Origin of the sequence: Microbacterium shimangi, from assembly GCF_043556445.1 — a bacterium.
Lineage (GTDB): Bacteria > Actinomycetota > Actinomycetes > Actinomycetales > Microbacteriaceae > Microbacterium.
Genome location: NZ_JBIGII010000003.1, coordinates 800,994 through 824,831, shown reverse-complemented (window position 1 = coordinate 824,831; position 23,838 = coordinate 800,994). Strand labels below are relative to the sequence as shown.

General features: G+C 67.0%; 26 protein-coding genes and 1 pseudogene. 10 read left to right on the top strand and 17 right to left on the bottom strand.

Annotation, left to right across the window (positions count from 1 at the left end; genetic code table 11):
* Nucleotides 1-51: 51 nt before the first annotated feature.
* Together ACFXQA_RS05620 and ACFXQA_RS05615 are read left to right on the top strand one after the other, a co-directional pair.
* Entirely contained in the window at nucleotides 52-960 is a 909-nt protein-coding gene (locus ACFXQA_RS05620; protein ID WP_394518809.1) for a hypothetical protein, read from the top strand.
* Nucleotides 961-1,135: 175 nt separating this feature from the next.
* Nucleotides 1,136-1,336, top strand: a pseudogene (locus ACFXQA_RS05615) (tyrosine-type recombinase/integrase); the annotation flags it as partial.
* Between the two features lie 135 nt (nucleotides 1,337-1,471).
* Here the strand turns inward: ACFXQA_RS05615 and ACFXQA_RS05610 are convergent.
* The 4 genes from ACFXQA_RS05610 to ACFXQA_RS05595 all read right to left on the bottom strand — a co-directional run bounded on the left by ACFXQA_RS05610 (nucleotide 1,472) and on the right by ACFXQA_RS05595 (nucleotide 4,818).
* Nucleotides 1,472-1,735 carry a WXG100 family type VII secretion target gene (locus tag ACFXQA_RS05610; protein ID WP_394518808.1) on the bottom strand — a complete coding sequence of 88 codons (264 nt, stop codon included), beginning with the start codon at nucleotides 1,733-1,735 and terminating at the stop codon, nucleotides 1,472-1,474.
* A gap of 209 nt (nucleotides 1,736-1,944) precedes the next feature.
* Nucleotides 1,945-2,550 carry a hypothetical protein gene (locus ACFXQA_RS05605; RefSeq protein WP_394518807.1) on the bottom strand — a complete coding sequence of 202 codons (606 nt, stop codon included), beginning with the start codon at nucleotides 2,548-2,550 and terminating at the stop codon, nucleotides 1,945-1,947.
* A 194-nt stretch (nucleotides 2,551-2,744) separates the two neighbouring features.
* Nucleotides 2,745-3,659 (bottom strand): hypothetical protein, encoded by a 915-nt coding sequence (locus tag ACFXQA_RS05600; protein ID WP_394518805.1) that lies wholly within the window; start codon nucleotides 3,657-3,659, stop codon nucleotides 2,745-2,747.
* Nucleotides 3,660-3,807: 148 nt separating this feature from the next.
* Nucleotides 3,808-4,818 (bottom strand): hypothetical protein, encoded by a 1,011-nt coding sequence (locus ACFXQA_RS05595; RefSeq protein WP_394518804.1) that lies wholly within the window; start codon nucleotides 4,816-4,818, stop codon nucleotides 3,808-3,810.
* Between the two features lie 402 nt (nucleotides 4,819-5,220).
* Here ACFXQA_RS05595 and ACFXQA_RS05590 point away from each other — a divergent pair, with 402 nt between their 5' ends.
* Complete coding sequence (locus ACFXQA_RS05590) at nucleotides 5,221-6,129, top strand: hypothetical protein (RefSeq protein ID WP_394518803.1); 909 nt, start codon at nucleotides 5,221-5,223, stop codon at nucleotides 6,127-6,129.
* Nucleotides 6,130-6,165: 36 nt separating this feature from the next.
* Here the strand turns inward: ACFXQA_RS05590 and ACFXQA_RS05585 are convergent, their stop codons facing one another.
* Both ACFXQA_RS05585 and ACFXQA_RS05580 read right to left on the bottom strand, forming a co-directional pair.
* Nucleotides 6,166-6,630, bottom strand: coding sequence for a hypothetical protein (locus ACFXQA_RS05585; protein ID WP_394518802.1), 465 nt, complete (start codon nucleotides 6,628-6,630; stop codon nucleotides 6,166-6,168).
* A gap of 282 nt (nucleotides 6,631-6,912) precedes the next feature.
* A complete protein-coding gene (locus tag ACFXQA_RS05580; protein ID WP_394518801.1) occupies nucleotides 6,913-7,404 on the bottom strand; it encodes a hypothetical protein in 492 nt (163 codons plus the stop codon).
* Between the two features lie 1,229 nt (nucleotides 7,405-8,633).
* On the opposite strand from ACFXQA_RS05580, the gene ACFXQA_RS05575 reads away from it, so the two are divergent.
* The 3 genes from ACFXQA_RS05575 (at nucleotide 8,634) to ACFXQA_RS05565 (ending at nucleotide 11,107) form a co-directional block, all read left to right on the top strand.
* On the top strand, nucleotides 8,634-9,197 hold the full coding sequence (locus tag ACFXQA_RS05575; RefSeq protein WP_394518800.1) for a TetR/AcrR family transcriptional regulator: 564 nt from the start codon (nucleotides 8,634-8,636) through the stop codon (nucleotides 9,195-9,197).
* Nucleotides 9,198-9,283: 86 nt separating this feature from the next.
* The gene (locus ACFXQA_RS05570) at nucleotides 9,284-10,717 is read left to right on the top strand and encodes an MFS transporter (protein ID WP_394518799.1); all 1,434 of its coding nucleotides are present in this window, start codon (nucleotides 9,284-9,286) and stop codon (nucleotides 10,715-10,717) included.
* Nucleotides 10,718-10,753: 36 nt separating this feature from the next.
* Nucleotides 10,754-11,107 (top strand): hypothetical protein, encoded by a 354-nt coding sequence (locus ACFXQA_RS05565; RefSeq protein ID WP_394518798.1) that lies wholly within the window; start codon nucleotides 10,754-10,756, stop codon nucleotides 11,105-11,107.
* A 130-nt stretch (nucleotides 11,108-11,237) separates the two neighbouring features.
* Here ACFXQA_RS05565 and ACFXQA_RS05560 read toward each other — a convergent pair whose 3' ends face one another.
* Together ACFXQA_RS05560 and ACFXQA_RS05555 are read right to left on the bottom strand one after the other, a co-directional pair.
* The gene (locus ACFXQA_RS05560) at nucleotides 11,238-11,567 is read right to left on the bottom strand and encodes a nuclear transport factor 2 family protein (protein WP_394518797.1); all 330 of its coding nucleotides are present in this window, start codon (nucleotides 11,565-11,567) and stop codon (nucleotides 11,238-11,240) included.
* The gene (locus tag ACFXQA_RS05555; protein ID WP_394518796.1) at nucleotides 11,564-12,166 is read right to left on the bottom strand and encodes a TetR/AcrR family transcriptional regulator; all 603 of its coding nucleotides are present in this window, start codon (nucleotides 12,164-12,166) and stop codon (nucleotides 11,564-11,566) included. Before ACFXQA_RS05555 ends, ACFXQA_RS05560 begins: the two co-directional genes overlap by 4 nt.
* 56 nt (nucleotides 12,167-12,222) lie before the next feature.
* On the opposite strand from ACFXQA_RS05555, the gene ACFXQA_RS05550 reads away from it, so the two are divergent.
* Nucleotides 12,223-13,284, top strand: coding sequence for an NAD(P)-dependent alcohol dehydrogenase (locus tag ACFXQA_RS05550; RefSeq protein ID WP_394518795.1), 1,062 nt, complete (start codon nucleotides 12,223-12,225; stop codon nucleotides 13,282-13,284).
* Nucleotides 13,285-13,287: 3 nt separating this feature from the next.
* On the opposite strand, the gene ACFXQA_RS05545 is transcribed toward ACFXQA_RS05550, so the two are convergent.
* The 3 genes from ACFXQA_RS05545 to ACFXQA_RS05535 form a co-directional block, all read right to left on the bottom strand.
* On the bottom strand, nucleotides 13,288-14,142 hold the full coding sequence (locus ACFXQA_RS05545; protein WP_394518794.1) for a sulfurtransferase: 855 nt from the start codon (nucleotides 14,140-14,142) through the stop codon (nucleotides 13,288-13,290).
* Nucleotides 14,143-14,413: 271 nt separating this feature from the next.
* Nucleotides 14,414-15,328 carry an EamA family transporter gene (locus tag ACFXQA_RS05540; RefSeq protein ID WP_394518793.1) on the bottom strand — a complete coding sequence of 305 codons (915 nt, stop codon included), beginning with the start codon at nucleotides 15,326-15,328 and terminating at the stop codon, nucleotides 14,414-14,416.
* Between the two features lie 22 nt (nucleotides 15,329-15,350).
* Nucleotides 15,351-16,631 (bottom strand): serine hydrolase domain-containing protein, encoded by a 1,281-nt coding sequence (locus ACFXQA_RS05535; RefSeq protein WP_394518792.1) that lies wholly within the window; start codon nucleotides 16,629-16,631, stop codon nucleotides 15,351-15,353.
* A 131-nt stretch (nucleotides 16,632-16,762) separates the two neighbouring features.
* Here ACFXQA_RS05535 and ACFXQA_RS05530 point away from each other — a divergent pair, with 131 nt between their 5' ends.
* Complete coding sequence (locus tag ACFXQA_RS05530) at nucleotides 16,763-17,074, top strand: DUF2470 domain-containing protein (protein WP_394518791.1); 312 nt, start codon at nucleotides 16,763-16,765, stop codon at nucleotides 17,072-17,074.
* A 68-nt stretch (nucleotides 17,075-17,142) separates the two neighbouring features.
* Nucleotides 17,143-17,796, top strand: a complete 654-nt coding sequence (locus tag ACFXQA_RS05525) for a biliverdin-producing heme oxygenase (RefSeq protein WP_394518790.1) — start codon at nucleotides 17,143-17,145, stop codon at nucleotides 17,794-17,796.
* Here ACFXQA_RS05525 and ACFXQA_RS05520 read toward each other — a convergent pair.
* Nucleotides 17,784-19,151, bottom strand: a complete 1,368-nt coding sequence (locus ACFXQA_RS05520; protein ID WP_394518789.1) for an ATP-dependent DNA helicase — start codon at nucleotides 19,149-19,151, stop codon at nucleotides 17,784-17,786. The two genes, ACFXQA_RS05525 and ACFXQA_RS05520, sit on opposite strands and share 13 nt — an antisense overlap.
* A gap of 83 nt (nucleotides 19,152-19,234) precedes the next feature.
* Between ACFXQA_RS05520 and ACFXQA_RS05515 the strand changes: the two genes are divergently transcribed.
* Nucleotides 19,235-20,314 (top strand): hypothetical protein, encoded by a 1,080-nt coding sequence (locus ACFXQA_RS05515; RefSeq protein ID WP_394518788.1) that lies wholly within the window; start codon nucleotides 19,235-19,237, stop codon nucleotides 20,312-20,314.
* Nucleotides 20,315-20,325: 11 nt separating this feature from the next.
* Here ACFXQA_RS05515 and ACFXQA_RS05510 read toward each other — a convergent pair whose 3' ends face one another.
* The 5 genes from ACFXQA_RS05510 to rpmB all read right to left on the bottom strand — a co-directional run bounded on the left by ACFXQA_RS05510 (nucleotide 20,326) and on the right by rpmB (nucleotide 23,796).
* The gene (locus ACFXQA_RS05510; RefSeq protein ID WP_394518787.1) at nucleotides 20,326-22,401 is read right to left on the bottom strand and encodes a bifunctional copper resistance protein CopD/cytochrome c oxidase assembly protein; all 2,076 of its coding nucleotides are present in this window, start codon (nucleotides 22,399-22,401) and stop codon (nucleotides 20,326-20,328) included.
* A gap of 104 nt (nucleotides 22,402-22,505) precedes the next feature.
* Nucleotides 22,506-22,793 carry an HU family DNA-binding protein gene (locus ACFXQA_RS05505; RefSeq protein WP_116646894.1) on the bottom strand — a complete coding sequence of 96 codons (288 nt, stop codon included), beginning with the start codon at nucleotides 22,791-22,793 and terminating at the stop codon, nucleotides 22,506-22,508.
* Nucleotides 22,794-23,081: 288 nt separating this feature from the next.
* On the bottom strand, nucleotides 23,082-23,387 hold the full coding sequence (gene rpsN / locus ACFXQA_RS05500; RefSeq protein ID WP_394518786.1) for a 30S ribosomal protein S14: 306 nt from the start codon (nucleotides 23,385-23,387) through the stop codon (nucleotides 23,082-23,084).
* A gap of 2 nt (nucleotides 23,388-23,389) precedes the next feature.
* A complete protein-coding gene (gene rpmG, locus ACFXQA_RS05495; protein WP_013584775.1) occupies nucleotides 23,390-23,560 on the bottom strand; it encodes a 50S ribosomal protein L33 in 171 nt (56 codons plus the stop codon).
* Nucleotides 23,560-23,796, bottom strand: a complete 237-nt coding sequence (gene rpmB, locus ACFXQA_RS05490) for a 50S ribosomal protein L28 (RefSeq protein WP_394518785.1) — start codon at nucleotides 23,794-23,796, stop codon at nucleotides 23,560-23,562. Before rpmB ends, rpmG begins: the two co-directional genes overlap by 1 nt.
* Nucleotides 23,797-23,838: the final 42 nt, after the last annotated feature.

The following is a 23,838-nucleotide window of genomic DNA, read 5'->3' as shown; positions in this document are numbered from 1 at the left end:
GACCCTCTCCAAGTACTCCCGTGTACTCACGGGCCGAAAAGAGGGCTCAAGATGACCCGTCGCACCACCGCACCAAGTCGCCGTACCCCGAGCCAGCTCGGCACCGTTCAACAGCTTCCTTCCGGTCGGTGGCGGGCCTTCTATCGCCGAGATGGCCGGCGCTTCGCGGCGCCGCACACCTTTGACACAAAGACCGAAGCAAACGGGTGGCTAGCCGCTGAGTTCGCCGACCGCGCCCGCGGATCCTGGAAAGACCCAGAGTCTGGTCGATCGACCCTTTCGGACTACGCCTGGACCTGGCTCGAGTCGCGGCCAGACCTCGCGCCCCGCACGAGAGACAACTACGCGCGCGGACTTCGCCGCTGGATGCTTCCCCGCATCGGTCAGCTCGATGGTTCTCGGGGCGTAGAGCTCTGGACCACGAACGTCGCGGACTTGACTCCTGCTGCGATCCGCACCTGGTATGCGGCAGTCCACCGTCACGCGCTGGTATCCGTCTCACGCCAGCTCTCCCACAACCGTGAGCGTCCAATGCACCCTGCCCGGGTCTGGGCGCTCAGCGCGGGCATGGCGGTGGCCCCAACAGGTCGACTCAGCCCCGCCATCCTGGACGCGTGGCGCGACATGGGGGCGCCTCTTCCAGCCACCATCAAGGCGGTCCGTCCAGACATCTTGGACAGTGCCGGAGAAACTACCGCCGCGCAGGCATATCGAGCGCTGCATGCCATTCTCGCGACCGCCGTCTCTGATGGACTGCTGCCTTCGAACCCACGCCAGATCAAGGGTGCCGGTCAGACGTCGCATCGGGAGCGCGGCACTGCGACTCCGGCAGAGGTCTCACAGCTTGCTGCGCTCATGCCGACTCGGTTTTCCGCGGCGGTCACGATCGCCGCCTGGAACAGCCTCCGCTATGGAGAGTTGTTCGCCCTGGCCCGACGGCATGTCGACCTCGAGACTTGAACATTGCGGGTCGAGCGCGCGCTCGAACAGGTTCCTGGCATGCCGATTCGATTTGGAAAGACAAAGACGCGCAAGAGTCGCCGTTCCGTGACTCTCCCTGCCTTCGCCGTCGAAGCTCTTCGCGTCCATATGGAGCGCCACGTTGCCCTCGAACCCGACGCCTTGGTTTTCAAGCATGCCTAACGGCGCACCGGTTCCGAATGCACGCATCTCGCGGGACTTCCGCGCTGCGCGCACGCAGATCGGCCGCGCCGATCTCGCTTGGCACGACGTCCGACACACCGGCGCAACTCTCGCGTATACGGCTGGTGCGTCAATGCCAGAGGTGATGCGCCGCCTTGGGCATACAACTACCCGCGCGGCCGCCATCTACTCCCACACGGCTGACGGCTCCGATCGCGTTCTGGCGGCCCGCCTAGACGCGCTCTTCGGTGAAACCGGGGGTTCATCAAGGAGGGGGTACGGGTGCAGCAAACGCCGCTCACGAAACCATCTAGTTGGCGCCTGGGCGCTAAGACCACAGGCCCCTTGCAGCCGTCTCGGCGCCGCGAAGGGCCTCGCCGGCAACAACGGCCGCAGCGTCCGCCTGGTCGAGGATGCCGTTCATAGTCGTCATGGCGCCACTCCAACGCCCTTGTGCATATTCGTAGGCGTCGCGGGCAGCGCCGTCCCAACGCGTGCTTGTCCGACTGACTTCTGCTTCGAGCTTGTCGAGGATGGCGAATACCGTCGGTGGCGGAGTGCAGTTTGCCGAGGAGGCGTTCGTGCTGGGCACTATCGAACGCGAGGCTCACGGTTTGGGCCAGGTGAGGTCGAACTCACGGGTCGAGTACTCGGGTGGGACCATCCCAGTCTCGTAATAGTGGAAGAAGATGCGCGTAGCTTCCTCCTGGTCGAACACCTCGTCCGGGTAGACGGGCGACGTCGATCTAAGCCGGGGTCACGGCTGGCGAGTCTCGCGGAGGCTTCAACGCGGCTACTTCGTTACTGCGAGCGTCCGGCTCTACGCGCCTCAGGTTGATTCGGACTCATCCAAAAACGTACTCCCCGGTTGCCCGCCTCGTGTGTGAGTCTCGGCAGGTCTGCCTTCGGCGCGCTGGCCTCGGCCATGAACCGAGCTCGAGAACGCGTGATGAACGAGTCCATGGCGAATGCAAAGAAAACGATGTACGCCACGAAAACCACCGCAACAAGCCACGCGGCCGTCGACGCTGAACCCACCTCGCCCGCGACGCCGTCGCCATCCCTATCCGTGCCCCACGGGAGGGCCAGCGACACGAGGCCGGTGGAGAGAACTCCGACCGTGATGGCCGCGGTGACCACAAGCAAGCCCAAGAACTGAACAAAGACTTGAGGCGTCCCAATTATTGAGAGCGAAGCGAGTCGCAGGCGCTCTCGGTCTAGCGCAAGACGTAGCGTCTGCTCGCCGGCCCCCTTTTCGTCGCCCTCAAGGGATTTCTTGATGTGCTCGATCAGCCGGGCGGTGCGCGCGGCACGACTGAACTGAACGAGACCAGCTAGAGCGCCGCTGAGACCGGCGCTACCCAACGCAGCTCCAATGATGACGCCCAAAGGCTCCACTTGATCCACCTAGCGACCGTATCGTTTCCCAACCGGTCAGACAGCGGCAGTTCGAAGTGAAAGCCACAGCGGAAAGGGTGATCGTGCGAAACCGAACGGGATGTCGGGTCGCTAGAGGACTCGGTGCAACCGGTCAGCCTGCGTAGAGGGACATGGTGCGCTCATGGCCGCACAGAGGCTGTGGCGTTCGCGCGTTGGATCCCTTACGCCAGCAAGTAGGCCCTCGTATCGCCCGGCGCGAGCTTCCGCCTGCCAAACAATTCGACCGCCGTCGTGAAGGCGAGGAGGGCTGCTTCAATCGAGTACTTCCCCTTCGCGGTGTTGCTCGTGAACACAGCCCCGATGGTGCCATCGCCGTGGTCGACGATCTCCTCGACGTTCATCGCGCGCATGGACCGCATCATCGATGGATGCGACAGCCCGCTGATTTCGCGCCAGACCATCTCGCCGAACGCTGGTCGAACGCCCGTGGCTGCTGCGGCGTCGCGCACGATCTCAGCAAAGCCAACCGTGCGATCCGACAGAGTCGGGTCGGTGGCGCCGATCCCCCTCGCGCAACCGCGGATTTGCGAGACGTGCTTGCTCTTCCACGCCTTCGTCTGCTTCCGTCCCTTGTCGAGCATCGAAGAGAGCCCGATGGTTGGGTCCGTGGCGATCGCTTTCATGGCGACGGACGTCATTTCTGCGTCCGCGCAGACCTCGCGCCAAGCGTTGCGAAGGTGACGTTCGACCCGCAGCCGCGGGTCATCGGGCGCAAGGATCCACAGGGCTAAGGAGGCAGCCTCGAGCGCGGACCGCGCCACGGCGTAGTGCGCGACGTAGGGGATCGTCACTGGACCGTCCGGAGGAATCAGCATCGTTAGCGCCGTCAAAGTATCCGCAGCGTGGTGGAGTTGATGCGCGATCCCATGACTTATTTGACGCCAGCCGGTGGCGGTATCGTCGAGCGCCATCTGTGAGCCGCGCTTCGGATGAATTCTCGCTATCCGATCCCACCTTTTTATCGCGTCCGGGACGGTCGAAAGGCGCTGACGAAGCGCGAGCAGAGCGGCGAGATCCTCCTGGTCGTCGATCGCGATCGTTCGAAATCCGGCGTAGTCGTGTGCTGGGTCTCCCATGCCGGAACCGTATAACGCATCCACGACAGCGTCATGGCACATGCCCTTCCGCTCTGAGCCTGGGCTAGCCATTTCGATGCCGCTCTTGACTGACCGTCCTCGATGCTCACGACCCCAACCGAGACGATGCTGGTTGAGACACCGCGGGTCAGGCTACGTCGAAAGCTCCCGTGTCACGCTCAAGCCAGCACAGTAGAGATGTCGCGTTCATGACTGCAATGAGGCTATTGACCTTCGTGTACTGCCTCTTCGAGACGCCGTGGGCAGTCGCGTGCCGGGTGAACGATCGCGGGATCGGCTCACCAGATCGGTAATTGTCGTGACCTGCGGCAAGCGGCCCAAGTACAAGGAGGGCTCGAATATCGAGTCTCGACAGCCGCTCGCGCCCGTTCCTCGCCACGATGGACTGCCAACGATGTCCTACGAGTTCGTTCTTGACGAATGAGTTTCCAAGGGTGTCTATAACGTTCGCCGCAAGTGCCTGAGCTGTTTCAAAATGGCCATCACGAATCGCATCCGCGCACAGACGGACGAACCGAGCACCGTCGCGCCCATCCCGGCTCGAGAGACTGCCGACTGCTACCTCGCAGTCACGCACTATTCCTCGCCACCCATCACGGATGTATTGCCGTCGCTGGCGTGGGCTGTCAGCGGAAACAAGTCGGTCGATGAGCCCGGCACTTGGAACCCACGCGAGCGGGATACCCTCCTCGAGCAGGAGCCCTCGCAGTTCTTCTCCTTCGAGATCAAGTGCGACTTTGACGCCCCACCAATTAGGTGGCAGGAGGCGGTATCCGCGACGCGCCGATTCGACGAGCTCGGCCAGCCATGATGTGTCGAGCGCACTCAATAACCGACTGGAATCGAACAACGCCCGATTCGACGCCGCGACACTCGCCAACGCAGACTGCGCGCCCGTCACCCAAGACGTATCCAGCGCACTCAACAACCGACTGGAATCGAACAACGCCCGATTCGACGCCGCGACACTCGCCAACGCAGACTGCGCGCCCGTCACCCAAGACGTATCCAGCGCACTCAACAACCGACTGGAATCGAACAACGCCCGATTCGACGCCGCGACACTCGCCAACGCAGACTGCGCGCCCGTCACCCAAGACGTATCCAGCGCACTCAACAACCGACTGGAATCGAACAACGCCCGATTCGACGCCGCGACACTCGCCAACGCAGACTGCGCGCCCGACACCCAAGACGTATCGATGCCGCCCAGCAGCCGCTTAGCGTCAAGGGCGCCCTGGGAGGCTGACACGACTGCATCGGAAGGAGCTAAGCGGTCTGAGCCATCCGCTGGATCCTCGTGGGGAGCGGAAGCTGACCCAGTCGCTCCCCGAGAAGATGCGATCGACGTAACCACGTCGTCGTCCGCCGCCTCGCCCTCGCTCATACGGTGATGATGTCAGCTAGCCGCACCCGCACAAGAATTACGTGATTGCCCAAGTTCACACCCCAAGGCAAGGGGTGGCCTCGGGGAGGAGGGGTGGCGCATCGCAAGCCCGACTCGAAGCGCCTCGCCAAGCGTAGGGGTATGGTTCCACCCGTGACAATCGAGCTTCGAGGCGAACTCGACCCCGTGCCGATCAAGCGCATCAGCACTTCGGCTCCAGTCGAACCAGCGCTGACGAACAAGCTACACCGCGTGTCCATTGACGGTTTCGAGATCATGCTCGCACTGGCAGATGCGACCTCGATGTCGTTCTCTGTGGAAGGGGCCGCCGTGGCCGGTCTAATCACGGTCGCCACTGAGGCGTCCGACCGGGCAGGCATAGATAGGGCAGCCCGCGCGATGATGACCGCAGCAATGAGGTTCTCGGACGCCATTAGGTCTGCGAAACCGAACGTTGGGCTGGTGGGCCAGCCTCCTGAATTTGTGTCCTTCGCAGTTCGCGAGAGGGGCGGCGAGTGGGGCTCGTATAACCACTGGCCCCCAGCCTCGCCTTGGTACGTGTACGAGACGATCAAGGCAGCTGATGTCGAAGACGCGTTGCAGCAAGACCTCGGCCTTGTAGATCGGCTCTTGGCGCAAGCGACGTACTGGGCCGCCCACGCCGCCGGCAGCGATCCTTCTACAGCCCTACTTCTCGCGGCGATCGCGTCTGAATCTCATGCCAAGAGAACATTCCACAGCGTGTTGGAAGCACGTGGAGAGGGAGCACTGGGCGAGCTATTGCTGACCAATGTGCTGTCCTCGAGAGCCTTCGAACTCTACGGCCCCATTGCGCAGGCGGTGGTGGGCCGCCATCTCAAGACGGACCACCCGTTGCTCTACAAAGGGGTGGGTCGACTTTTCGAGTTGCGGAACAAAGTGGCGCACACAGGGGCCCTCGATGCGGACACCACGAGAGAGACCGCAGCCGCGGATGCGCTATCGGCCGTGCGGTCAGCACGAGGAGCCACCAGGTGGCTCACGGGTGTCGTCAGCACGGCAGCCGCAGCCGCAGAGCTCTGAACTCGCAAGCGATCTCCTCGCGCGTGCGTGCCTGTCTCAGAAGGAAACTGCACCGTCTCGCGCAACCCAGAAGACGCTTATTCCGAGTTGCCGGAGCGCGGGGGAGATGCCGTCGATCTCGACGCGATGAAATTCGGATCCCGGCAACGCCACCGCACCACGAGCTGCCCCTGCAGATGCCACCCGCATCGCGCGGGCGACTGCGACGGCCACATGTGTCCTGACCTGCCCACGGGTGAACGGCTCTCCATATCGGGCCGTGCTGCGCTTTGAGCTACCGTCGCCCTTCGCTTCGATGACTAAGCGTTCATGACCACGACTGGCGACGATGTCGTCTCCGCGCTGGTGGCTCAGCGCAAATGAGTCGATGGTCCACCCTTCTGACTCCAGGTACGCCATAACCGCCCGCACAACATCGTCTTCATTCAGAAAACGAACGTCGGATTGCGCCGACTCTTTGGTGACTTTCCCCCGATTCTTGGTCGCTCTCTTGCCTTCCACTGGAGCACCGTAGCGGAGATACGAGAGGCGCACTGCAGCGCTTAAGCGGGAGCGGACCCCAAAGCCTCGGTGGCGCTTCGGCTCCCGGGGATGTGGACGGACATCCGAAACGGCTCGAGGTGGTCAGAACACAAGGTGCGTCGGTTCTTCACCCCAACGAACGTGACAGTTCGTAATTCTCGGGATCGGAAGGTAGGTCGAAGCCGCCCCACCTAGGCGCGGCCTACGAGATGCGAGAGGTCACAGGCGGGGGCGACCCATCCGGCAGGTGACTGCTTTCCTTTAGACGGGTGGGGGGTCGTCCTGCAAGCGATCGAGGTGAAGTGTGTAGAAGTTTCGCTGGCGCGGCTCACCTTGATGCGAGAACACATCCCGCCGGACGGTGAGGAGCTCGGCCGCCTCGAGCTCCTTTGTCGCCCTGGTCCAGGTGTCCTCGGATAATCCGTACTGACGTTTCCGGATCGCGTCGACATATCCCCCCTGCGCCGTACGCCCATTCGTGAGTTCGCGCAGGATGATCAGGAGGGCGATGGCTCGGCCCGATAGCACGATAATCCAGCCTCGTTGCCACAGGGCGGGCGGCAGAGTGATGTAGCCCTTCTCCAGCCTGTTGGCATTCCAGTCAGTTTGGTCGCCGATCGGATTCAAGACACGAGTTTCGGGGACACGGCCCGGGTCGCCCTTCCTATCGATGAGCTTCATCGCGACGAGGTCCCGGAATGCTTTGCCCACCCGCCGCGCTCCTGCACCTTCCGGCTCGGAGAGATTGAGCATGGCCGCCAAGTCCTTATTCGTGACGCGTGTTGCGTGCGGAGGTGCAGTGGCCATCATCAGTGCGGTCAACAGAACTTTGAGCCGGACCTCCCCACCACCTTGCAGCAGACGAGCCAGCGGCGGACTGTAGTCCTTCGTCGAGCGGTCTCGTGCAAACCCTCCTGGGAACCTGACGCTCCCACTCCGCTTCGAACGAGCAACCGCCTTCTCGAGTCGGTCGATGGCCTCCTGGGGTACTTGTTTCGCAACCATGGGGGCTCCTCTCAAAGTCGCTAGCGCGATCAGCGGAGCGACCAGTCGTGCGAGGGATGCGCTGGGATGCGCAGGGGTACGCAGGGCTTCTATTTATATACCGCCCGCTCGAGAGGTAGGGGTTGCAACGCTAGTACAGGAGGCCTGGCACCGCCATAAACATGGCAGTAGATCCGCACGGCACGTATCCCTGACCCCGCTCATCGGGTGCATGATGAGCAGTTGCGCCGACCGGTGGCACAGAGGAGTCTGGAATCGATGGGGTTGCTTTGCATCCGCGACTGGCGTTTCCGCAGCGACTGGACGGCGACAACGAAGCCCCAACGGAGGGGCGCGCGGAAGATTGACGGCCCACTACCACATCTCCGGGTCAAAATCAATACCCGTGGTAAAATAGAAGAGAAGAAGAATCCGCGAGCTGGCGTCTCGTCCATAACGGACGAACGCCCGGTGCTGGAACACCGAGCGCTCAAATCCTGATAAGTCCCTTGAGGAGACTCACTATGAACAATACGCCACCCGAGGCCTCTGCGCCAGGTAGCAACCCTGACGTGCACGTTACTGTGAACGTCAACACCGGTCCGGCGAATCCTGCCGTCCCCGCTGGTCCAGACGTCTGGACAGTCCTGAAGATTGTCGGGGGGGGGTCGCGCTCGGCCTCGTTCTTATTGGCTTCGTCGCGGGCACGCTGATGGTCGGGGGAACGGTCTCAATCATTCTGCCGGGGTCGTAGCACCCCGGCAGGGTGATGGCTGACAGACCGTGGCGGTCGACCGTGCGGGACCCATCCTCATCGGTCGCCCCTCACAGCCTGGTCGGACATGGATCGGTTGCATCGAAGGAGCGCGGTCGAACTGGCATCCGACCCGTCGCGGTCAGCCCAGACGTTCTGACAGGGTCGATGCCAGCGCCGCCTCCCGCGCGCTCGGCACCACAGCTCTTGCGTTCGCGCGAGCAGTGAGTGTACGATCACTCTCATGCCTGCACGCAACTCTGTACTCTCCACCGCCGAGGTTCGACGGCCGCTCGTCATCGACCACGCGGTGGCCGAGTTCGCACGCGGCGGGTACCACGGCACGACGATCGCTGACGTCGCCCGCGAGGCGGGCATCTCCCCGGCCTACGTGTTCAAGCTCTTCCCCAGCAAAGAGCGGCTTTTCGTCTCGGCGCTCGAAGAGTGCTTCGCCCGCATCGTCGGAGCGCTCGAGGCGGGCGCCGAGGCCGCGGAAGACCAGCGCGCCGAGACCGTACTGACGGCGATGGGCGACGCCTACGCCCACCTCATCTCCGACCGCGCTCTGCTCATGCTCCAGGTGCACGCTCAGTCCGTCGCCGACGTCACCGAGATCGGAGACGCCCTCCGAGCGGGACTCGCCCGCGTCACCACGTTCGTGAAGAGCCGCTCCGGCGGCTCCGACGAAGACGTCCAGCGGTTCATGGCCTACGGGCAGCTCTGCCACCTCATCGTCACGACCCGCGTCGACGAGATCCCCGAAGCCTGGGCGATCCTCCTCTCGAACGGCATCACCCACCCGGCGTGAGCCCCCTGCGGGGTCACATTCCTTTTTCATGACCTCAAGAGTGAGTGTTCAATCACTCTCCAACTCCCGAACCGAAGGACGACCTCATGACCACCACCGCCACCCCGCCCGGCACCGCGACAGCGCGGAGCACCCGCCGCTGGCTCGCGCTCAGCATCCTGGCCCTCGCCCAGTTCCTCGTCGTCCTCGACGCGTCGATCGTCAACATCGCTCTGCCGGTGATGGGCGAACAGCTCGACATGGACACCGTCGCGCTCGCCTGGGTCATCACCGCGTACGTGCTCCCTTTCGGCGGGCTCCTGCTCCTCGGCGGTCGCCTGGCCGATCGCTACGGCCACCGCCGGATCTTCGTGATCGGAACCGTCGGCTTCGTCGCAGCGTCGATCGTGGCGGGCCTTTCCGTCAGCAGTGGGATGCTGCTCGGCGCGCGCGCCGCGCAAGGGGCCTCCGCCGCCCTGCTGGCTCCCGCAGCACTCGCCCTGGTCACCCACCTCTTCCCGATCGCGAAGGACCGCACGAAAGCGCTCGGCATCTGGGGCGCCGTCGCCGGCGTCGGTTCTGCGGCGGGCGTGCTGCTCGGGGGAATCCTCACCGCGACCGTCGGGTGGCAGGGCGTCTTCTTCGTCAACGTGCCGATCGGCGTCGTCGTCATCGCCTTCATCCCCCGCCTCATCACCCGCGACACCGCGACTGCGACCACCCGCCTCGACTACCCCGGAGCCGCCACCATCTCGAGCGCCCTCGTCGCAGCAGTCGGGGCGCTCAGCGCCGTCGAGCAGGTCGGCTTCCTCCACCCCCTCACGATCGGCCTGATCGTGGCCGCCCTCGTCCTCGGTACCGCCTTCGTGCTCATCGAACGGCGGACGGCGAACCCGCTCGTGCCCCTGGGCATCTTCCGCAATCGCGGCCTGCGCGCGGGCAACGTCGTCATGCTGCTCGTCGGGGCTGCGATGGTCGCCCTCTTCTTCGCACTCTCGGTCTACATGCAGGCCGTGCTCGGCTACGACGCCCTTGCCGCGGGACTCACCCAGCTGCCCCTCGCCGGTGCGCTCGTCATCGTCGCCGGAACGGCACCGATGATCGTCGGACGTTTCGGAACCGCGAGAACGCTCATCGGCTCCCTCCTCGTCCTCGCCGGCGGACTGATCTGGCTCGCCGCCTCTCCCTCCGACGCCGCCTTCGCGGTGCACATCCTCGGCCCCAGCATCCTGATCGGCACGGGTCTCGGCGGGGCATTCGTCACGGCGACGCAACTGTCGGTCGACGGCGTCGAAGGCGCAGAAGCCGGTCTCGCTGGCGGACTCGTCAACACCAGCCAGCAGATCGGCGGCGCACTGGGCCTCGCGATCCTCGCCTCGCTGGCCACGGCCCGCACCGGCTCGCTCGAAGCGGCCGGAGCCCCGGTCGCCGAAGCGCTGACGTCAGGCTTCTCCTGGGTTTTCCTCGGAGCCGCCGCGTTCTCACTCGTCGCTGCCGGAGTCACCGCCGCGGCGCGACGCGGCGAGCACACCACTCAGTGACCACCCCTTTTCACCGACACCTCGAGGAGCATCACCATGACTGACCCCCTCACCGCGCTCACGCCCGCCACCACCCGCCGGACGCCCGTGTACTTCCAGATCGCGGCCTGGAGCGTCCCCCTCCTCGTGCTGGCCCAGTTTTCGATGGTCGCCGTTCTGCCGGTGGCGGTCCTCGCCATCGCGCCGCTGATCGACCGACGCGTCCGCCCGCTGCGCTGGTGGACGGGACTGCTGGCGGCGACCTACGCGACACCCCTCACGATCTGGATCCTCCGGGAAGACGGCGCCCAGAGCCTGTCGAAAGACATGAGCCCGGTCTTCGTCGTCCTCATCACGCTCGTCTCGGCCGTCGTCCTGCTCAAGATCGTTCGGCGGCGGCGCGCGCGCTGATCACGGCTGCCCGCCGCGGCCCTCGCGGCGCGCCCCCCTCGGGTTCCCACCCGAGGGGGCTTCGCTGTGTGCAGCAGAACGCCGGAGTCATGGGGTCGCACCCCGAAGGATTCAGGAAGCGGGGGGCGGGTCAGCTGATGATCAGACGGGCGATGAGCCCGCCACGCAGCTCGAACACCATCGGCCCCGTGCCGTTATAGCCGTCGCCGCTGACCGTCAACGTCACGACATAGGCGTCGGAATGCGACCCCGGCTCGATTCCGACGAGGTCGAAGTGCGACCGCTTGCCGATGTTGTCAGTGCGATCCCACGACAGCACGCCGTCGCGACCGTGGAATCCGCGACCCCCATCCTCCAGGTAGGCGTCTTCGGTGAAGGCGGCGGCGAAAGCATCCGAGTCGCCGCTGTTGGTCGCATCGATGAAGGCGCGGATCGCATCGGGGAGGGCAGTCGTCGTCATCGGGCGTGCTTTTCGTTGGTCGGCAGGGCCGCAACCGCCAGCCCGTCACGCACCATCGACGCCACCGCGCTCCGTCGGCGCCGGTGGTCGTCCTCGACGTCGTCTGCACCCGCGACCGCGGTGATCGACAGCTGGGCCCAGGTCGACGAGGCGGCGATGAGGAGCGACCAGACGTCGGCGGGGTCGACATCGGGGCGGATGCTGCCGGCTTCCTGCTGTTCGGCAATGCGCCGCAGGTTGCCGGCATCCACTTCTTCGAGACCCGCGAACAGGTACCCGGCCGACACGCGCTCGAGGCGTTTCCACGCGACGAGCCGCAGGAGCGCCGGGTCGTTCACGTAGTCGTCGTACAGCCGCTGCGCGTACCCGGGGAGATCTTCGGCGGTGAACGGAACGCGGTCGCTGTTCGCGATCACGTGATCGAGGAATACCGCGTCGAACAGCTGATCCTTCGAACCGAAGTAGGCGTAGAGCATCGGTTTGCTGGCCCCGGCCGCGAGCGCGATGCGATCCACGCGCGCTCCGGCGATCCCGCGCGCGGCGAACTCGCTCGTCGCGGCGTCGAGGATGCGGCGGCGGGTCGCCTTTGCGTCTGCCATGCCTCGATCCTATTGACCGGCGGCTGTTACTACCAACTGGTAGGTAGACTCACGTTATGGACACCATTGCACTCCAGGCCCGCCGAGTCGACGGACCACTCGTTCCCACGACGATCCACCGACGCGAACTTCGCGCCGACGACGTCGACATCCGCGTGAGCTTCTGCGGCGTGTGCCACTCCGACCTGCACGCCCTGCACACCCCCGCGACCGACGGTGAAGAGTTCGCCCTCGTTCCGGGGCACGAGTTCGTCGGAGACGTCGTGCGGGTGGGCGCCGCCGTCACCTCGTTCGCGCCGGGCGACGCCGTGGCGGTGGGCAACATCGTCGATTCGTGCGGGCAGTGCCGCATGTGCCGAGCAGGGCAGGAGAACTTCTGCGAAGAGTTCCCGACGCTCACCTACGGCGGAGCCGACCGGGTCGACGGCAGCCCGACGATGGGGGCGTACTCCGGCCGGTACGTGGCGAAGGAGCGCTTCGTCTACCGCCGGCCGGTCTCGCTCGACCCGGCGGCCGTCGCGCCGCTCATGTGCGCGGGGATCACCGTCTGGGAGCCGCTGCGCGCAGCGGGCGTCGGGCCGGGCACCCGACTCGGGGTGGTCGGTCTCGGCGGCCTCGGTCACCTCGCCGTTCGCCTCGGCCGTGCGCTCGGCGCCGACGTCACGGTCTTCACGACGACACCGGCGAAGGCGAACGACGCCCGTGCCCTCGGCGCGCAGCACGTCGTGGTGTCGACCGACCCCGACGCGATGCGGCAGAGCCGGGGCACCCTCGACGTCGTGCTCGACACGGTCGCGGTCGAACACGACCTCTCCGGCGTGCTCGCGACGCTCGATCTCGACGGCATCCTCTATTCGCTCGGCTACCTCGGCCCCGTGACGATCGACGCCCTCGAGCTGCTGGTGGGTCGCAAGCGTCTCTCATCGGGAGGCAGCGGCGGACACCGGCGCACCCAGGAACTCCTCGACTTCTGCGCCGAGCACGGCATCACGGCCGACGTCGAGGTCGTCCCCGCCGCCGATGTCGCGTCGGCCCTCACGCGGCTCGCGTCGAACGACGTGCGCTATCGGTTCGTGCTCGACCTGCGCGGCATCGACGAGGCTCTCGAGCTCGACTGACCCTCAGCCGGACGCGACGTCGCCGGCGGGCAGAATGCCGCGGGCCACCGGTCGTCCGCGGGTGTTCGACCACTCGCTCCAGGAGCCGGGGAAGACGCGCGCCGCGATGCCCGCCTCTTCGAGGGCGAGCGCGGTGTGGGCCGCCGTGATGCCCGAACCGCAGTACGCGGCGACGGGCGTGTCTGCGGTGATCCCCACCTCGGCGAAGGCCGCGCGCAGTTCGTCGGGATCGCGGAGGGTTCCGTCGGGGGCGACGTGCACGAGCGTGGGGAGGTTCACGGCTCCGGGAATGTGCCCGGCGATCGGGTCGAGGGGTTCGACGTCGCCCCGGTAGCGCTCAGGGGCGCGCACATCGAGCAGCACTCCCGCCTCGGGGAACGCGGCCGCCTCGTCGATGTCGATGACTCCGGCAGTCGTGTCGGTGAGATGCGCATCACCCTTCGGCACGGCGACGTCTCCGCTCTCGAGCGGATGCCCCGCGGCGACCCAGGCTCGGAGCCCGCCGTCGAGCACGCGCACGTCGACACCGGCCCGGCCCAGCAGCCACCAGGCCCGCGCCGCGGCGATGCTCTTCACGTCGTCGTACGCGACGACCACGTCGCCGTCGCGGAGGCCCCAGCGACGCGCGGCGCGCTCGAGGGCCTCGATCGGCGGTACGGGATGCCGGCCCTCCTCCGGCCGGCCGTGCGCCGAGAGCTCCCGGTCGAGGTCGACGTACACCGCGCCGGGCAGGTGCCCCTCGAGGTAGTCGGGCCGCCCTTCGGGGCGGTCGAGTCGCCAGCGCACGTCGAGCAGCCGCACGGGCACGCCCGCCGCGAGAAGCTCGCTCAGGTCTGACACGCTCACCAGGTGGGTCATGGCTCCAGGCTGGCATCCCGCCCGTCGCTGCGCACCACTGTTACCCGACGTTGCGGCGCGCCGTCCCGCGCGGCAACCCTCGCTTCCGCTGTCGCAAACGGCCGGTCGCACCCGCATTTTGCGACAGCCGAACGCTCGGCTTCCCCGCTCCCCTGTCGCAGATGGCGGCCGCAACCCGCCTTTTGCGACAGGGGAAGCGAACGGATGCTGCGCAGGGCGCCGGACGAACGGATGCTGCGCAGGGGAAGCGAACGGATGCTGCGCGGGGCGCTCAGGCGACGGGTTCGCCGAACGGGGCTTCGGGATCGCGGATCGCGGAGGCCGCAGCATCCGCTCGCCCGGAGGGGCGGCTGGACGCCCGCACCGCGCCGATGCTCGCGATGATGACGAGCGCGATCCCGACGACCTCGAGCCACGCCAGATGCTGACCAAGCAGGATGAACCCGGCAAGCGACGCGGTGACCGGGCCGAGGCTCATCAGAATCGCGAACGTGGAAGCGGGCAGACGGCGGAGGGCCAACAGCTCGAGCGTGTACGGGATCGTCGACGACAACACCGCGACCGCGAGACCGAAGGCGAGCAGCTCGGGTCGGAGAAGAGCCGCGCCGGCGTCGAAGACACCGAACGGCAGCGCGATGAGGGCGCCGATGGTCATGGCCAGGGCGAGGCCGTCGAGCCGCGGAAACTCCTTGCCCACCCGCGCCGAGGCGAGGATGTACAGCGCCCACGTGACCGCGGCGCCCAGGGCGTAGAGCACGCCGAGCAGATCGAGTCTGTCCCACCCACCTCCGCCCAACGCCGCGACGCCGACGAGCGCGAGCCCCGCCCACACCCACGCCGACGCACGGCGGGCCGCGATGATCGACAGGGCGAGCGGGCCCAGTACCTCGATCGTCACCGTCACGCCGAGCGGAAGCCGTTCGAGCGCGAGGTAGAACAGACCGTTCATGAGCGCGAGCACTCCGCCGAACGCGACGACGGCCCGCCACGCCCTCGGACCGTGCCCGCGCAGGCGCGGCCGGGCGATCGCCAGCAGGATGACGGCAGAGAAGACCAGCCGCAGCATCACCATCCCGAGCGGACCGACGTCGTCGAACAGCAGCACGGCGATCGAAGCGCCGACCTCTTGGCAGACCAGGCCGACGAGAACGAAGGCGAGCGCGGTGTTCGCGCGGCCGTTGCTCACGACCGCGCCGACGGGGCGCGCATCAGGCGGCGGGCGGCGCGCAGATCGCGTTGGCCGCGATCTGGTCGTGCCACTGCTGGGCCGTCCAGGGCAGCCCCGCCTGGGGAGCGGTCTGCCCGGAGGCCGCCGGGGCCTTCGAGGCGATCGATGCGAGCTCCCACGCGAGCCACGCTCCGATGGCCTGGTTCGCGCCCGAGTTGTTCAGCACGACCGCGACGCTCATTCCCGTGGCGGGGTCGGCGAAGGCGGCGGTGATGTACCCCGGTATAGATCCGTACTGGCCGATGAGCGAGCCCGCCTGGTAGGCACCGCCCCCTGTCGTGAGCCACGACGGCTGGTCTGCCGCGACCGGCAGCGGGCTGTCGAAACGGGCGGAGCCGTCGGGGGTCAGCGCGCCCGATGCCAGCGCCTGGGCGTAACGGCCGAGGTCGGCGATATCGGTCACCGCACCGGAGTCCGCCCCGCCGACGCTGGACGACATCACCGTGATGTCGAGCGGGTCGGTGCAGTTCCAGGCTCCGGCAGCATCCGGTACCGACCAATGCCCGTCGAGCACCGCGCCGTCGCCCGGCGCCGCAGCGGCGCCATCGGGCAGCCGCGTCGCGGGCAGTTGCAGCGGCTGGGCGACGTACTCGTCGATGAGCGACTGGATGCTTTCGTTCTTGGCCCGCTCGAGCGCGAGGCCCAGCAGCAGGTAGGCGGCGTCGGAGTCGCGGAAAGCGCTGCCGGGCTGCGACTCGTCGCGCTCGGCGAGTCCGTACCCGGCGAGTTCGCGCGGGTTCCACACGCGATCGGGGTTCGACATCCACAGCGCCTGCAGCTGCGGCGCGTACGAACCGATGCCCGAGGTGCCGTCGCAGAGCTGACGGAGCGACACCGACGAGAGCTCGGGGACCGCCGAGACGTACGTCGTCACCTTGTCGTCGAGCGAGACGGTGCCTTCGGCGGCGATGCGGAACAGCACGTCGCACGTCATCGCGCGGGTCACATCGGCCGCGCGAAAGGTCATGTCGGCCGAGACGGGCTCGGAGCCGCCGAGCGACTGCGTGCCGAGGCCGGTGACCCAGCTGCCGCTCCACGGGGCCCAGACGCCGACGATCGCGCCCGAGGCGCCGGCCGCCGTCATCGCCGATGACACGGCGGCCTCGAGCTGAGAAGTGGTGTCGGCCGGCAGCGGTCCGTCGACCTGAGCGGGCACGTCGATGTCGACCGTCTGCTCAGCGGAACAGCCGCTCAACGCGATCATTGCGACCACCACGGCCGCGGCGACCGCGGCACCGCGGCGCTTGGGAAGGATTCGCATCCTCACCCCCCGGGGGATCCTGCTCGCGCCGTTTGACGCGTCCAAGAATTGAATCACACCGTCTCGGGCACGCCCCGACCATCGGCCCGGCACAGGTCACATGTCGATCACGAGTTACTTAGGCTGGGGCCATGCCGCACCTCTTCGACGACGCGACCCTCGCCGGTGTGCTCGGTCACATGAACAGCGACCACACCGACGACAACATCCTCATCGCGCGGGCCTACGGCGGCGACGACCGGGCGGTGTCGGCGACGATGACCTCGTTCGACGGCGACGGAGGCGACTGGTCGGTCACCCTGCCGGGTGAAGTCGTCGCACCACTGCGGGTGGCCTGGCTCGGCGGGTCGATCACCGAGCGGCGCGACGTGCGGCGCGAGATCGTCGCGCTCTACGACGAAGCCTGCGCGCGACTCGGCGTCGAAGCCCGACCGCACGGCTGAGCGAAGCCCGGGCGCTCCGGAGAAAACTCGAAGTTAGGGCGCCCTAACTTTCCCCTATGATGACCGATATGAGCGACGTCATCCTCTTCTCCGCCGCGCTGCGCGAGCGCTCGAGCAACGCGCACTCGTCGAGCGAGCATTCCGGATTCATGTCCGACCTGATGAAGGGCGAAGGAACCCGCGACGACTACATCGCGCTCGTCGCACAGCACTGGTGCATCTACTCGGCGCTCGAAGCAGCCGCCGAGCAGATGCGGCAAGACCCCGTCGCATCCGTGTTCATCACCGACCGGCTCACGCGCCTGCCGGCCCTCGAGGCCGATCTGGAGTTCTTGGTCGGTCCCGACTGGCGGCAGCGCATCGAGCCTCTTCCGACGACACGCGAGTACGTCGCCCGCATCGAGCAGGTCGGCGCCACCTGGCCCGGCGGTTTCGTCGCCCACCACTACACCCGCTATCTCGGCGACCTGTCAGGCGGGCTCTTCATCGGCCGCCTCATGCAGCGGTGCTTCGGCTTCGAGACCAACGGCATCGGCTTCTACCTCTTCGACGAGATCGCCGATCCCAAGGCCTTCAAAGACGTCTACCGTGAGCAGCTCGACGCCGCCCCCTGGGATGCAGACGAGCAGGAACGCGTCATCGATGAGGTGCTGCGCGCCTACCGCTACAACACCGAGCTGTTCGAAGATCTCGGGCGGGCGAAGGCCGTTCAGGTCGCCTGAGGCCGGGAGGCGCGCACCCCGGCCATGAACCGCTGGACATCGGGGTCGACGCGGATGTCGCTGGGCCGCAACGGCCGCGACAGGTAGAGGCCCTCGAGCGAGGTCAGTCGGCTCAGCGCCACGTAGGTCTGCCCCGGCGCGAACGCTCCCGCCCCCAGATCCACGACCGCACGCTCGTACGTCTTGCCCTGCGACTTGTGGATCGTGACGGCCCACGCCAGACGCAGCGGAAACTGCTGGAACTCCGCGACGATCTCGCGCGACAGGGTCTTCGAGCCCGGGTTGTACGCATACCGGAACCTCTCCCACACCGCCGGTTCGACGTCGTAGGTCTTGCCGTCCACGTCGACGCGCACGCTCGAACCGGTGATCCGCCGAACGGTGCCGATCGTGCCGTTGACCCAGCGCGGTGGTTCGCCGAAGTTCGAGACGTCGTTGCGCAAGAACATCACCTGCGCGCCCACCTTGAGCTTGAGCTCGGCGTCGGCGGGAAAGCTGGCCTCGCCGCGACCGAAGTCGCCGTTGATCTCGGCGTTCGCCGTCTGCATGCGCCCGACGAGCGCATCGAGGTGGCGGCGATTGATGGTGTTGACGATGTCGTTGCGGGTCGCGAGGGTGATCACCGGCTGCTCGCCGTCGGCGGGGTCGGGGGGTGTGCGTGCTCCCGCACCGTTGAGCACTCCCGCCATCTCGGCCGTGACGTGGCCGTAGCGGACGGCGTTGAGAAGCGCCTTGAAGGCGGGGTCCGACTGCCGATGGATCTCGGTGAGCTCGCGGATATGGAGGTGCGCGCCGTGCCGACCGAGCTCGATGAGGCCGTCGCCCGCCGCGTCGCCCGCCCACACCTTCGCGTCGAAGAACCAGAACGAGCGGTAGTGGTCGGCGATGTAGCGCGCCTCGTCGCCCCGCGGCGGGACCGGAGCGAGCTGGTAGGGGTCGCCGAACATGATGATCTGCACTCCGCCGAACGGCTCGGCCTGGCGGCGGCGGGCCTGACGGAGCGAGCGGTCGATGCCGTCCATCAGGTCGGCGTTCACCATCGAGATCTCGTCGATGACGAGGGTGTCGATCGCGTTGAGGATCTTGCGCGTCGCATCGGTCTGATCGATGTCGCCCGTCGCGATGAGTCCGATCGGCAGCTTGAACAGCGAGTGGATCGTCTGCCCCTCGACGTTCAGGGCCGCCACCCCGGTGGGCGCGCAAACGGCGATCTGCTTCGAGGTGTTATGCGCGAGGTGCTGCAGCAGGGTCGACTTGCCGGTACCCGCGCGACCGGTGACGAAGACGTGCTCGCGGGTGTCTTCGATCAGCCGGAAGAGAGCTTCCTGCTCGGCAGACAGGGCGGGCGTAGTCACCGGTTCATGCTATTCGCCCCGCGCCCCCACTCCCGCGATCGGATGCTGCCGACTGCGGCGGCCAGGTTTCCTAGACTGGAGGCGTGACTGACGAAGAGCCGGGGGGCGCAGCATCCGCACCGACTCGTCGTCGCGGGCGTCTCGGACTCGAGCTCGGCGCGATCGGCGTGTTGGGCGTCCTGCTGCTCGCCGCCCTCGGCGCGGGAGGCGTCACGCTCTACCGCGAGCTCTACAGCCCGACGGCTTTCGTGATGCGCTACCTCGACCTGCTCGCCGAGGGTCGCGCCGCCGACGCGCTGGCGGTGCGCGGCGTGGCGGTGGATCCCGCCGGCCTGCAAGCCGCTGGCCTGCCCGCGAGCGCCTCAGACGCGTTGCTGCGGAGCGCCGCCCTCTCGTCGCTGTCGAACGTGAAAGCGGTCTCGGAAGAGACCGTCGATGAGCGCACGCTCGTCACGGTCGACTACGTCGCGGGCGGCCACGGCGGGCGAACCACGTTCGACGTCACCCAAGACGGCTGGATCGGGGTCGCCCCCGACTGGCGCTTCAGCCGGAGCCCCCTCGCCGTCGTCGATCTGGTCGTCCGCGGATCGATGCGCTTCGCCGTCAACGACTTCGAGGTCGACAAGCGGCAGGTCTCCGCCGACGGAACCGCGGTCGATCCCCTCGCGCCCGTGCCGCTGCTCGTCTTCTCCCCCGGCATCTACTCGGTCGACGTCGATACCGCGATCTCGGCCACCTCGGGCGTCGCCGTACTCGCCGACCTGCCCTCCGCCGGCATTCCGGTCGATATCCAGGCCGAACCGACAGCGGAGTTCGTCGGGGTCGTGCAGAAGAACGTCGAGGAGTTCCTCGCCGGGTGCGCGACGCAGCAGGTGCTGCAGCCGACCGGCTGCCCGTTCGGCTTCACCGTGCAGAACCGCATCATCGGCCTGCCGACCTGGTCGATCACCCGGCAGCCGCAGGTATCGGTGCTGCCGGACGGAGCGGGGTGGTCGATTCCCCAGGCGGACGCCGTCGCGCACATCGAGGTCGACATCCGCTCGCTCTTCGACGGAACGGTGCGCACCGTCGCCGAAGACGTGCCGTTCGTCGTGAACGGAACCATCGAGGTCACCCCCGAGGGCACCGCGTCGATCAAAGTCGGTGGCACCGAAGCCGAGTGAGCCTGCGCCGGTCAGCGCGCGTCGCGGTCGGCGAGAGCCGCCAGACGTTCGTTGTAGGCGTCGAGTTCGAGGTCGCCGACCCGGTCGACCTGACGATCGCGTCGCCGCTGCATCCGCTCGTCCGAACGACTCCACTGGATCGCGACGGCGATCGCGAGGATCAGCGTCGGGATCTCGCCGACCGACCACGCGACACCGCCGCCGACGTACTGGTCTTCCAGCGGCGTCGCACCCCACGTGCGACCCATCGCCCCGAACCACTCCGCCACGAACAGACCCGACTGCATCATGATCGCGATGCCGAAGAACGCGTGCATCGCCATGATCCCGATGAGAACCAGCAGACGCATCGCGTACGGCAACCGGTAGGGCACGGGGTCGATGCCGATGAGTGAGAGCACGAAGAGGTAGCCCGAGATCAAGAAGTGGGCGACCATCCACTCGTGCCCGATGTGGTCGTAGAGCGACCACCGGAACAGGTCGCTGTAGTAGAACAGCCACAGCGAACCGATGAAGAGCCCGGCGGCGACGTAGGGGTTGGTGAGGATCTTCGACGCGGGGCTGTGCACCGCCCACAGGATCCATTCCCGTCCGCCCCGCGTGCCGTCGTCGCGTTTGCGGATCGCCCGCGCGGCGAGGGTGACCGGGGCACCCGGCACCAGGAGGAGAGGGATCGCCATGCTCAGGAGCATGTGACCGATCATGTGCATGCTGAACAGGTAGTCCTGATAGGCGTTGATCGGCCCCGCGGTCACCCAGAGCAGCAGCAACATGCCCGCGACCCACGACACGGTGCGGTGGAGCGGCCACTTATCGCCGCGACGGTGGAGCCGGTAGACGCCGGCGAGGTAGAAGAACAGACCGAAGCCCACCGCGAACGCCCACAGCAGATCGACGTCGACGGTCGTGAGCCACCCGTTCAGGTCGAGTTCGGGCGGCAGCGGGGCGCCGGTGAGCACCTCGGCGGGGGTCTGCAGAGGCAGGGGTGCTGCCGACCCGGGAGGAGGCGTGCGGGCGAGCGCCGCCGCGGCGCCGCTCGCGAGCCCCATGAAGCCGAGTTCGAGGGCGATGAGCCCCCAGAAGCGGCGGGATGCGGAGTCGTCGGGCATGCGTCCGATGAGGCGCACCCGGTACCACGCACCGAGAATGCCCATCGCGAGCAGTGCCACGACCTTCACGAGGACGAGAACCCCGTAGGGCGAAGCCAGTTGGTCCCACCCGCCGAGGCCGATGGAGGCACGCACCGTACCCGAGATCGCCACCACGACGAACGACGCGAGGGCGAGGCTCGAGTACCGCAGCAGCACCGGACGCAGCGCATCTCTTTCGAGCACCGGGCGCACGACGACGAGCAGCACGAGCCCGCCCAGCCACACGGCGGCCGCGATGATGTGCAACACGAGGGCGGTGACCGCGAGGGTGTGGTTCGCCTCTTCGCCGGCGTGGCCCTGGGTTGCCATCGGCACGAGAGACGCGACCGCGAGGATCGCGACGAAGAGCGTCGGCGTCCATGAACGCACCGCGAAGGTGAGGACTGTCAGCACCGCCCCGGCGATGGTCGTGATGAGCCACGCGCGGCCGAGTTCGACCTCGACCAGGAAGCGCCCGAGCTGCTGACCGAAGACCGCGTCGGCGCTGGGGAGAGCATTGACCGTGTTCACGAAGGTGAAGAACCCGGTCGCGGCCGAAGCCAGCGTGAAGACCGCCGCGCTGATCGACGCCGTGTCGAGCGCAGCGTCGAACGCCCGCTTTCCGGCCGGAAGCGCCCAGAGCGCGAGGACGAGGGATCCGAGCATGCCGGCCGCGGTGAGGTTGACGACCAGCTTCGCCGCCGGAAGGCCCCAGCGGATGACCGGACCGGCGTCGGCGATGACCAGCGGCGCCGCGCCCCCACCGAAAGCGAGGCCCCAGACGAGGGTGACCACGCTGACGATCACGAGGATCGCGGGGCCGGCCACGCGGAAGACCCGGGAGTGGCTCGTGCGTCGCTGCCCGGTGTCGGCGCCCGCAGGCACGGTGGGAGGGTTCACGCGCCCCGACGTCCCGCGCGGCGCGGTCGTGCCGCGGGGAGTGGGCGTTGTGGTCATTCGACCAGCTTATTCGCGCCGGCCGGGGACAGAGCAGAAGGGGGATGCCGAAGCATCCCCCTTCGAGAGAACGAGCTGCACCGCCTTCGCGGTGCGCGTCGGTCTTACTTGACGGCAGCCTTGAGCTTCGAGCCGGCGGTCACCTTGACGCGCTTGCCCGCGGGGATCTTGATCTCTTCGCCGGTCTGGGGGTTGCGGCCCGTGCGCGCCGACGTCTCGACCTGCTCGAAGGCGATCCATCCGGGGATCGAAACCTTGCTGCCCTTGGCGACGGCCTCGGACACGGTCGAGAAGAGGGAGTCGAGCACGCCCGACACGGCGGACTGGCTCTGGCCGGTGGCGCTCGCGATGGACGCTACGAGTTCGGTCTTGGTGATGGACTTGTCAGCCATAGGGGTGTCCTCCAAGGCGGCAGACGCCGCCCCATATTTCTTCGGACGGAGGCTGATTGCCTCCGGGTGGTCGGATCGACCGCCTCGAATGTATCAACGATCGCTATGAAAACCGCGTATTTCCGGGGTTCACGACGCATTCCGACGCCGTGTCCTGTGAGGGGAGTGACGAATGTGACGCCTGTGACGGGCATCTCGTTCTCCGCCGGGAACGCCGAAAGGGCGGGACCCCCGTGAGGAGATCCCGCCCTTTCGGCGATCAGACGGTCGCTGAGACCGTTGCGGGTGTTACCAGCTCGACTTGGTCACGCCGGGCAGCTCGCCGCGGTGGGCCATGTCGCGGAAGCGCACACGCGAGATGCCGAACTTCGTCAGCACACCACGGGGGCGGCCATCGATGACGTCGCGGCTGCGCACGCGGGCGGGCGAGGCGTTGCGGGGCAGCTTCTGCATGCCCACGCGGGCGGCTTCGCGCTGCTCGTCGGTGGAGTTGGGGTCGACCAGAGCCTTCTTCAGCTCGGCACGCTTCGTGGCCCAGCGGGCGACGATGACCTTGCGCTGCTCGTTGCGCGCGATCTTGCTCTTCTTAGCCATGTTTAGCGCTCCTCTCGGAAGTCGACGTGCTTGCGGACCACGGGGTCGTACTTCTTCAGCACGATGCGGTCGGGGTTGTTGCGGCGGTTCTTGCGCGTGACGTAGGTGTACCCCGTGCCGGCGGTCGAACGCAGCTTGATGATCGGACGAACGTCCTGAGCTTTCTTAGCCATCAGAGCTTCACACCCCTTGCGAGCATGTCTTTGACGACCGACTCGATGCCGCGAACATCAATGACCTTGATGCCCTTGGCGGACACGTTGATCGTGATCTTGCGACCGAGCGACGGAACGAGATAGGTCTTGCGCTGCACGTTCGGGTCGAAGCGGCGCTTCGTCCGACGGTGCGAGTGCGAGATGTTGTGACCGAAGCCGGGAACAGCTCCGGTCACCTGGCACACTGCTGCCATAGTGATTCTCCTTAGTACCGTGACACCGGACGGTGCCACCCA